At 64.7% G+C, this 8,674-nt stretch carries 6 protein-coding genes; 2 read left to right on the top strand and 4 right to left on the bottom strand.

The genetic code is table 11. The features are described 5' to 3' along the window. From AC1HIY_RS06730 to AC1HIY_RS06715, 4 genes are all read right to left on the bottom strand, one after another. On the bottom strand, positions 1–576 hold a 576-nt coding region (locus tag AC1HIY_RS06730; protein ID WP_479575952.1), incomplete at its 3' end, for a (Fe-S)-binding protein. Between the two features lie 50 nt (positions 577–626). Beyond that, complete coding sequence (locus AC1HIY_RS06725) at positions 627–1,586, bottom strand: aldo/keto reductase (protein WP_479575951.1); 960 nt, start codon at positions 1,584–1,586, stop codon at positions 627–629. Further along, the gene (locus AC1HIY_RS06720; protein ID WP_479575950.1) at positions 1,583–2,296 is read right to left on the bottom strand and encodes a creatininase family protein; all 714 of its coding nucleotides are present in this window, start codon (positions 2,294–2,296) and stop codon (positions 1,583–1,585) included. The genes AC1HIY_RS06725 and AC1HIY_RS06720 overlap by 4 nt, the downstream gene beginning before the upstream one ends. A gap of 20 nt (positions 2,297–2,316) precedes the next feature. After that, the gene (locus AC1HIY_RS06715) at positions 2,317–4,602 is read right to left on the bottom strand and encodes a hypothetical protein (protein WP_479575949.1); all 2,286 of its coding nucleotides are present in this window, start codon (positions 4,600–4,602) and stop codon (positions 2,317–2,319) included. Positions 4,603–4,761: 159 nt separating this feature from the next. On the opposite strand from AC1HIY_RS06715, the gene AC1HIY_RS06710 reads away from it, so the two are divergent. Both AC1HIY_RS06710 and AC1HIY_RS06705 read left to right on the top strand, forming a co-directional pair. After that, complete coding sequence (locus tag AC1HIY_RS06710) at positions 4,762–5,568, top strand: IclR family transcriptional regulator (protein ID WP_479575948.1); 807 nt, start codon at positions 4,762–4,764, stop codon at positions 5,566–5,568. Between the two features lie 112 nt (positions 5,569–5,680). Continuing rightward, positions 5,681–8,635 carry a TonB-dependent receptor domain-containing protein gene (locus tag AC1HIY_RS06705; RefSeq protein WP_479575947.1) on the top strand — a complete coding sequence of 985 codons (2,955 nt, stop codon included), beginning with the start codon at positions 5,681–5,683 and terminating at the stop codon, positions 8,633–8,635. Positions 8,636–8,674 lie beyond the last annotated feature (39 nt).

The following is an 8,674-nucleotide window of genomic DNA, read 5'->3' as shown; positions in this document are numbered from 1 at the left end:
GACCGAGACGGCCTCTTCGGTGACGGCGAAGGCGCCGCCGAAGCCGCAGCACTCGTCCGCCCGGTCGAGTGCGACGAGGGTGAGGCCGGCGACGCGGCCGAGCAGGCTGCGCACCACGTCGACGTCGGGCGCCATGCGCTCGCTGGCGCGACCCAGCCGCAACCCGCGCAGGCCGTGGCAGGCGGCGTGGTACCCGACGCGGTGCGGGAAGGACACGTCGAGCCGGTCGAGGTCGAGGAAGCGGTCGAGGAACCGGCACAGCTCGAAGGTGCGTTCCCGGAGGTGACGGACCGCCGCCGTGTCGCCGGCCAGGTCCAGGTGCTCGCGCACGTGCAGCACGCAGCTCCCCGACGGGGCCACCACGTAGTCGCAACCCGCGAACGTTTCGGCGAAGTGCCGGGCGGCGGGACGGGCGGCGTCCTCGAAGCCGGCGTTCGCCATCGGCTGGCCGCAGCACGTCTGTCCCTTCGGGAAGTGCACCGTACAGCCGAGCCGTTCGAGCAGGCGCATCGTGGCCACGGCGACGCGAGGGTAGAACTGGTCGATGTAGCAGGGCACGAAGAGGGCGACGTTCATGCTGCGTGAGCCGGTGTGCAAAGGGAAGGGGGAGGCCGGCGATCCGGACGTCAGGCGGCCTGAAAATCACGGGTGTGGAGGGCTTCGGCACGGGCCTGCTCGGCAGGCATGTACGGCGGCATCGCGGCGGCGGCGACGACGTCCCGCAGCTCCGCCTCGTTGCGGGCGCCGCTGAGTGCCACCGACACCCGCGGGTTGTCCAGCACCCACCGGTAGGCAGCCTGCGGGAGCGTCTTTACCGGGTCGCGGACGAGGAAGGACAGCCGGGCGGCATAGTCGGCCCGGGCCTCGATCTCGGCGCGCGGGTAGCGGGCGTTGAGGTGGCCCGGGGGGAAGACGGTATCCCGCGTGATCCGGCCGGAGAGGAACCCGTTCGCCAGCGATTCCCGCGCCACGATCCCGATGCCGTCCGCGCCGAGGTCGTCGATGAGCGCCGCCGCTTCACGGTTCATCAGGCTGTAGACCACCTGCACGACGTCTATCCGCCGCTCGGCGGCCCAGCTCCGGGCCATTGACTCGGTATCCTGAAACATCGAGATGGAGTGCCCGACGAAGCGAATCTTGCCCTCCTGCCGCAAACGGTCCAGTTCCTCCCAGACGTCGTCGTAGATCTCATTCGGGCTGAAGGGGGAGTGGAAAAAGAGGACGTCGAGGTGGTCGGTTCCGAGGCGCTTCAGGCTGCCCTCGACGGAGGCACGGGCGCGCCGGGCGTGAAAGTGCGGGGCGGCTCCTTCGGTGGCATACCGGCCGAACTTCGACGAGATCAGCACACGCAAACGGTCGGGGCCGAGGGCGCGACCGAGAAGCGTCTCTGCGACGCCGTCCTTCGAGGGTGTGCCGTAGAGCGGAGCGGTGTCGAAGAAGGTGATGCCGAGGTCGAGCGCGGCCCGCACCGTATCCAGCGCGTCGCAGGCGGGGACGTCGCCGTAGATCCGGGCAGCAAAGGCCCAGGTGCCGAGGCCGATTTCGCTGCAGCGCAGGCCGGTGCGGCCCAGGAGGCGGTCGTTCATGGGAGATAACGGTCGAAAAGGGGTTGAAGGAGGCGATGGGTGCGGTGTACGAACAGCTCGAGGATGGCGGCGCCGTCTTCGGCCGAGGCCGTTCGCGGGTCCGCGCCCCAGACACCGTCGGCGTCGAGGGTGGGCGGCGGACCGTCGGGGATCCGGCCCAGGTCGACGAGGTCGGGGGTGAACAGGAGCTGGAGGGAGGTCTCGCCGTGAGCGGCGTGGTCGGGCGGGTACACGTCGCGCACCGGGTCGAAGGCCGCCACCAGGAGTGCCCGTGGGCCCGCCCGCGCCGTAAACGCGTCAACGGCGGCCCGGAGCGCGCCGAGGTGTCCGTCGGCGCTGTGCCCGCTGACGACCACGAGCACACGGAAGCCTTCGTCGTCGAGCTGGGCAAGGTATTCGCTGCAGAGCCGCTCGATGGTCTCCGGCGCGTGCTCGAGCGTGTGACGGAAGCCTTTGAACGGCTTGATGGTATCGGCGCCGGCATAGACGGGCGGGAGGACGACGCCGCCGCAGGCGCGGGCCAGCGCCGAAGCCAGCCCGTGCGCCATCAGCCCGTCCAGTCCTATTGGAGCATGGTAGCTGTGCCATTCCAGCGCCCCCCAGGGCACGTATGCCACCGGCCGGGTTGCCCGGATCGCCTCGATCCGGTCGGGACGAAGGCGCTCAAAGAGCCCCCACGGAGGACCGTTGGAAGGAGAGGATGTGGTCATCGGTAGATCCGGAATCGTGGTCAGGGCAGCCGCCAGATCAACGTTTCGTCAATGTACGGCTCGTGATGCCGATACGCTTCGGTGAGGGCGAGCTTGCGCCGCAGCAGTTCCCCGAAATTTTCGCCATAGACAAAGCTGGTCTCGCCGACGTCGGAAACCAGCATGAATTCGGTGTCGCTGTGTTCCCACAGGTCGAGCAGGCGCCGGGTGCTGTCGTATTCGAGATCGATCATGCTCTGAAGATAGTCCCGGTGTCTTTGGCGTTCCTCTTCGGTGTCGGCGCGGCGGTATCCGTAGACGCCGGCCACCCAGGCACAGGTGTTGCGCTGGGTCGTCGCCCAGCATTGTAGCGCTCGAACGCGGTCCCGAAGGTCGATGAACACGGCGCGAGCCTCGGGCGTCGCGGCGGCCGAAACGTACGCATCCAGCCGATCCAGGGCGGCGGCCAGGCGAGGCAGGGCGTTCCGGTCGAACTGTTCGGCCATGCGCCGGCCGCTCTCCTCACTGATGAGCTCGAAGAGCACGTCCCGCCCCAGGTCGTTGATGTTCGGGTTGTTGGCTGTGCTGACCATGAAGTCTTCGTAATAGCGCCGCTCCTCGGACGGAATGGCCTCCAGGTTGGGGACGAGCGGGCGCACCCACGTGCGCAGCCAGACAAAGCCGAAGTGGCTGTAGAGCGGCACGACCGGGAAGTATTGAACGGCCTCTTCTACGGCGTCCCAGGCGGCGACGAGTGCCCCGGCGTCGGCTGGTCCGGCCCACCGCTCGGCCAGGTTCGCCAGCACGGTGTCGGCGGGTTGTTCGGGTGTGAACTGTGCCGCGCGGATGATGCCGGGGTGGGGCCAGAAGGGGGTTTTTTCGAGATGCAGCAGGCCGCCGAAGGCGCTGACGGCCCTGAAGCCCGTCTCGCGCAGCGCCGTCAGCTTCCGGTGGAGCAGCCGGGGATGCGGGATGCCCAGCAGGGGCTCCATGTTAAAGGAGGAACTGACCGAGTAGGTCATCTTCGGCTCGATGCCGCGGGCCCGGTGTTCGGCCAGCAGCTCCTTCTCCCGCGGGTCGAAGGTGGTGTGAAAGAGGGAGCCGGCCAGTCCCTGCTGTTCCGGGTAGTTCGGGTGATGATAAGGGAGATCGTAGCCGCGCACGAGCAGCGAGGGGGCTTCCAGACCGAGGCCGTCGCCCATGTCGGCGAGCAGGTGGGCGTGCTCCACCTTGAAGGGCTCGATCCGGAGCAGCACTTCGAAGTCGGGATTGATTTCGGCGGCCGTGTCGCGCATGAGGCGCAGCCAGCGGAGCGCGCTTTCCGCGGCGGCCCTGGCGATCTGGTCGTGGTTGCGCCACTCCCGGATCAGGTAGGGGCCGCCGTTGCGGCCCACGTACAGCGAAGCCGTGTGTTCGAAGCCGGCGCCGCTGTCGTTGGTCCAGATGGAGAGGTAGTCCAGCGCCGGCACGGCCTCCATCAGGCTGCGCATCAGATGGCGATAGTGATCCCGGACGACGGGATGATCCTGCGCCAGGGTGTAGCGGGGCAGGTGCGAGCGGAACGGATGGTCGATGCGGGCGCCCCGCAGGGTCGGATGGCGCTGGAAGAAGTGCTCGGGCAGGCTGCGCGGCTCGAAGCAGAGCAACCCGGGCCGGAGGCCGTACGCCTGCCCCAGGGCCGCCAGCCTGCGGAGTCGGTTCAGGTTGGCCTGCAGGTAGGCGGGCGGGTAAAGCCCCCGCGTCAGCGGGCTGTCGACGAAGTGGTGGAGACCCGGACAGTACGTGTAGAAGGGGCTGTAGAACTCGGTCGGTACGCCGAACTCGAACGGGACGTGGAAGGCCAGCCCATTGACTTCGAGGTGGGTGAAGCCGTTTCGAGCCAGGCGCTCGACGTACGCCTCCGGGTCGAAGCCCCGCGAGGTGCGGGCCACCTGGGTCAGCACGGTGTCGAAGAGGGGGCGCTGGAAAGGGAAGGTCGGCTCGATCAGAATGCCTTCGGAGAGGGTCGCTCCGGGCCGGGCAAGCAGGCCGTCGGCCAGGAGGTGCACCAGCGCGTAGAGCAGGGCGGGGGAGGAAGCCGTGAGGGCGCCCTCTTCCTCGTCGAGACGGGCCCACATCCAGTCGGATGCCTGAGGAGCGGGAGATGGAGCGAGCTTCCACGGACCGTCCGCCACGTCTATGTTGAGGCCCGGGCCGGGGGTGTCGCGGGGGCAGGCCGGGGGCAGGCCGAGGCGTCGGCTCAGGGCCTCGGCGGCCGTGGCGACGGCCGGGTGCGCCTCCCGGGGAAAGGCGGGCGGCGCCGGAGAGAGCGGGGAGGCAAGGAGCATTCTCGTGTCGTTTGTTTTTTATTTGAAACGGCGTTTGTAAATTTAACTTACTGCAATCCCTCCAAAACACCCGAAACGGGGCGATTTGAGAGATTGTGAAAAGGAATCTCTCCGATCGCCCTTGACATCTTCCCATAAAATATCTAAATCATACACAAAATGAAACACCATTCCACATTTGAAACAGAAAATCGCTATCTCATCCCGTCTGTGGAGCGTGCCGTGCAGGTGTTGGGCCTGCTGGGGCGCGAACCCCGGGGCATGGTCCTGGCCGACATGGCCCGCGAGACCGGGATTCCCAAGAGCACCCTTTTTCGCATTCTCGTGACGCTGCGCAAACATCATTGTGTGACCCTGGACCCGGAAAGCCAGACGTACCGGCTGGGGTCCTACCTGTTTGAACTGGGCAACAAGTTTGCCGAGCAGAGCGACCTTTTCCGGATCGCGACGCGCTACATGCAGGCGCTGGCGCTCGAGTGTGGCGAGACGGTGTTCCTGAGCAAACTGGAGGATGGCGAGGTGGTCTATTTGCGTCGGATGGACAGTCCGAAGTCGGTGGCCGTAGTCCGGAAGTTGGAGTCCCGGGTGCCGGCGCACTGTACGGCTACCGGGGTGGCGCTTTTGGCCTGGTTGCCGCAGGAGGAGGTCGAGGAGATTCTGGACCGGCACGGCATGGAGACCTACAACGAAGCCACCCTCACGGATCGTGATCTGTTTATGCATCGCCTGCAAGACGTTCGCCGCCGTCAGTATGCGGTCGTCGATGGCGAATACAACAAGGAGTTGCTCTGTGTGTCGGCGCCGGTGTGGGATCACAGCCAGCGGCCGTGCGCCGCCCTGACGGTTGCGATCCTTTCTTCCCAGGTGACGGATGATGGCCGGATCGTGCGGGTCGGGAAGTCCGTGCGCCGGGCAGCGCGGAATATGTCCCGGGAACTCGGCGGCAGAGAATCGATGCCGGCGTGAGAGGAAACCTCCCCTTAAATAAAAAAGAGAGGGCGTCGCGTTCAAGGCGGGCTCATATCCCCTTATCCATAGAAAACCTATCCGCATCCACAAAACGAGTAGAGGCTTTCTTATGAAAGGAACACTCGCCTGGAAATGCCTCCGGCGCCTCTTGACGTGCCTGCTCCTGGGTACGCTCCCCACGGTGGCGTATGCGCAGAGCGGCAAACTGGCCGGTCGTGTGACTGATGCGGCCGGCGGCGATCCGATTCCCGGAGCCACGGTCTTGTTGCTCGAGACCGGTCAGGGCACCGCAACGGGCGTCGATGGGCGTTATGTACTGATCGGTATTGCGCCCGGGTCCTACACGGTGCGTTTCTCCTCCATCGGTTATGCGACGCGCGTATTCGAGAACGTACGCATCACGTCGAACCGGACCCTCACCCTGGATGTGACGCTTTCCGAGGAAGTCGTTCAGGGAGAGGAGGTCGTTGTTGAGGCGGAGCGTCCCGTCGTGGACCAGAATCAGACGAATTCCCGGGCCATGGTGACCGGCGAGGAGATGGCCCGGCTGCCGGTGACCCGTCTCGAAGACGTGATCTCACGCACGGCTAACGCATATGACGGGTTCATCCGGGGGAGTCGGCGTTTTGAGACGCGCACGCTCGTCGAGGGGGTTGACGTCTCCGACGCCTTTTACACCCTCTCCTCCGGGACCCGCTACACCGGTTCCATCTACAGCAACGCCAACAAGGCCGATCGCACCAGCCCCAGCATCCTTTCGATCAATCCCGAGGGGGTTGAGGAGGTGACGGTCAATACCGGGGCGACCGAAGCGCAGTATGCCTCGGGCTCCGGCGGAGTGGTGGCCGTTACCCTGGCCGAAACCCGAGGGCCCATTCGGGGATCCTTTTCGGCGCGCGTGTCCCCTTCGATCCCGCGTCCGGGGCCGGACTCGCTCGACTTCTATCATGATGGGGACGTCTATCAGGCCGAAAAAAGCCTCGTCGAGGACCCGCTCAAGAAGGCGCTCTACACCTGGACGCCGGGAAAATACCAGGTAGGCGATCGGCCCGAGTACGATGTCCGTTTCAGCCTGGGGGGATCGATCACGGATCGCTGGTCCTTCAGGACGACCGGGCAATTCTACCAGACGAACGGTTTTCTGCCCAATCATTTCCGTAAGCGGATCAACGGGCAACTCAAGACGACCTACCGGCTCTCCAATAAAACGAGCATCACTGCCGTGGGGCTGGTTGAGGACAAGGGACTCTGGGGTGGTTGGAATAATACCGACTATATGGAGTTCTGGCGCTTCTATCTGGAAGGGGTTTCCCAGCAGGACGGCGGTAGCTACGTGGGTTCGCTTCGCCTGCGCCACGTGATCTCGCCCACCTCATACCTGACCGTGCAGGGGTATCGCACCTACAACCGGGCGCGTTACGGCTACGTCGACGACAACGGCAACGGTTTCCAGGAAATCGGTGAAGACGGCGATTTTCTGGACTTTACCGATCCGGCCGTGGTTGAAAAATACATCAGCACCAGCGCCACTCGGGACGAGGCCAATAACCCGAAGATGTTCCTCGACATCGTCACGGACAACTTCAGCGAGACGGGCATTAACCTGCCCAATGGCACCCGTTACCGGCTCGCGCGTCCGGCGCCTTTCTTTGAGGATCAGGAGAGCGTCACGAATGCGTTCAAGGTGGACTATGCGAACCAGGTCACCTTCAACCATTTCCTGCAGTCCGGCGCCGAGTTCAAACAGCGCACCTTCGATTATATGCACATCGAGGGGTTGCCCGGCCCGGGCGCCATCCTCAACGACGCCGAGGAACCGTTCCGGATCGACTACTGGACGCGCAAGCCCTGGGAGCTTTCTCTGTATGTTGCCGACCGGATGGAGTATGCCGGTCTAATCATTAACGTGGGCGCCCGCCTGACCTTCGCCAACCGGGATATGGAAAAGATTGAGAACTACTTTTACCCGTTTGCCCGGGATACGGTGGACTTCCGGGGCAAGACGGTGGCGCGCAATTTCGTCCGGCGTGGGGAGGCGGTGCCGGTGGACGTCTTGTTCAATCCGAGCGTCGGCGTTTCGCACCCGATCGGAGAGACGGCTTCGATGTATTTCTCGTACTCGCGTTCCCAGCAACTCGTGCCCTTCAACACCCTCTATCAGAATTACGGCGGCATTCATACGACCAGCCGGTTCTTCAGTCTGGTCAATCCGGAGATGGATCCGATCACGTCGAACAACTATGAACTGGGGGTGCAATGGGAGTTTACGCCGGGATGGGGGCTCGATGTGAACGCTTATGCCCGCAGCATCGACAATTACGGCACGGTCACCTATACCGCCTTTAACTTCACGCCGGAGGGAGCGCCTGCGATTCAGGGGTTCGACCGGTACACGTACATCACCAACACCGGATATGCGGATGCGCGGGGGATCGAGCTGGTGCTGCGACGGGCGCCGCTTCAACTCCGGGAGGACGTGACGCTGGGCTTGACGGCTTCCTATACGTTCTCTTCGGTGGAGCAGTCCCGCGTCACCGGACAGAACCTCCGCGATTTTCGTTTTGACCCGGAGACGGGGGAGACTCAGCTCCCCTTCGACGACGCGAAGGACTTTCAGCACTTCGCCCTCAATGTGCAGGGCGGCTCGACGATCACCGGCGGTTTCGACCGGCGTCACCGGTTCGTGCTTCGTTCGGTGGCCGGTCTTCCGGCTGACTTTTCGCTTGGTCTCTTCGGCACGCTGGAGAGCGGCTTCCAATACCCGAAGGCCATCGGCGCCGACCCGCGTGACCGCGAGTTGCTCACCGCACCGACCAACTATCGCCTCGATGTGCGGGTGGAGAAGCAGTTTCGCTTCACCGGCCGGCTCGGCCTGGATGTCTTCCTCGACGTGACCAACCTGACCGACCGGCAGAACGTGGTGGCGTACGAAGACAACACCCCGACCGGGCCGGTAGTCTTCCAGGAAACAGGGGTTCCCGGTTCCCGGCTCATCCGGGATGACGGCGTGGCGCTTTACGGGCCGGCCCGGACGGTGTACTTCGGCTCCCGGTTGCGCTTCTAGCGGCATCCTCTCACTCGTGCTCTTTTCAACAGGCAAGAA

It is taken from the genome of Rhodocaloribacter sp., from assembly GCF_056451265.1.
The sequence above is the reverse complement of the archived record's forward strand: the minus strand, read 5'-3'. Positions and strand labels throughout refer to the sequence as shown.

Excerpts from the sequence above, each read along its gene's own strand:
- AC1HIY_RS06710 (WP_479575948.1), top strand. The coding sequence starts at position 4,762 with ATGAAACACCATTCCACATTTGAAACAGAAAATCGCTATCTCATCCCG.
- AC1HIY_RS06725 (WP_479575951.1), bottom strand. The coding sequence starts at position 1,586 with ATGAACGACCGCCTCCTGGGCCGCACCGGCCTGCGCTGCAGCGAAATC.
- AC1HIY_RS06705 (WP_479575947.1), top strand. The coding sequence starts at position 5,681 with ATGAAAGGAACACTCGCCTGGAAATGCCTCCGGCGCCTCTTGACGTGC.
- AC1HIY_RS06720 (WP_479575950.1), bottom strand. The coding sequence starts at position 2,296 with ATGACCACATCCTCTCCTTCCAACGGTCCTCCGTGGGGGCTCTTTGAG.
- AC1HIY_RS06715 (WP_479575949.1), bottom strand. The coding sequence starts at position 4,602 with ATGCTCCTTGCCTCCCCGCTCTCTCCGGCGCCGCCCGCCTTTCCCCGG.